Here is a 693-nt window from a genome sequence, read left to right as displayed (position 1 = left end):
GTTAAGCTCCATTTACTCTTGAGCTTCGCGCTGGATTTCACTTCCCAAAGTTTGATGCCGGATTCGAGCAAATCTTCACGATATTTGGCGTACCAGCCATGAACGGCAAAGACGTCATTCGACGCAAGGCTGTTGGTTACGATGGTGATGTCGACACCTCGCTTAGCTGCATTCGTCAGAGCTTTTGTGCCAGCTTCTGTTGGGATGAAATAAGGCGAGATGAGCACGAAAGAGTGCTCAACACTTTTTAGTAGCTCGGTTAAGTTTCCGACTAATTGGCTATCGTGTGTCGTGACTTTATCTGGCAAATCGAACCAAACTTGTCCATCACCCCAGTACAAGTTCAGTTTGCCTTGTTTGAGGTCTTGATACATATCCAAGGCGGTAAAATCGTATCGGCCAGAAGAGAATTTCTCTTGCAAGTTCAGTTTGGTGACTTGTTTTTGAATCGCGGCATCGGAGACGCTTTGAGATTCTGGCGATATCCACTCCATCGGCACGGCGTGTACGCTGTTCCAATAAAGATCAAACTGATCCGCCGTTTGCTGCACGGCTTCCCCGTAGAGCAGTAAATCGAAGTCGCCGAACTCTACTTCTGATTCAAAAGAGAAATACTCGTTACCAATATTTCGTCCACCGACAATCGCAGAGACACTGTCAGCAATCAGCGACTTATTGTGCATTCGGCGGTTC

At 47.0% G+C, this 693-nt stretch carries 1 protein-coding gene; it reads right to left on the bottom strand.

What is annotated here, in order from left to right:
* The coding region (locus tag R8O11_RS27870; RefSeq protein WP_318194953.1) for a phospholipase D family protein at positions 1 to 693 on the bottom strand (693 nt) is incomplete at both ends.

The organism is Vibrio sp. 1288 (assembly GCF_033344475.1).
The sequence above is the reverse complement of the archived record's forward strand: the minus strand, read 5'-3'. Positions and strand labels throughout refer to the sequence as shown.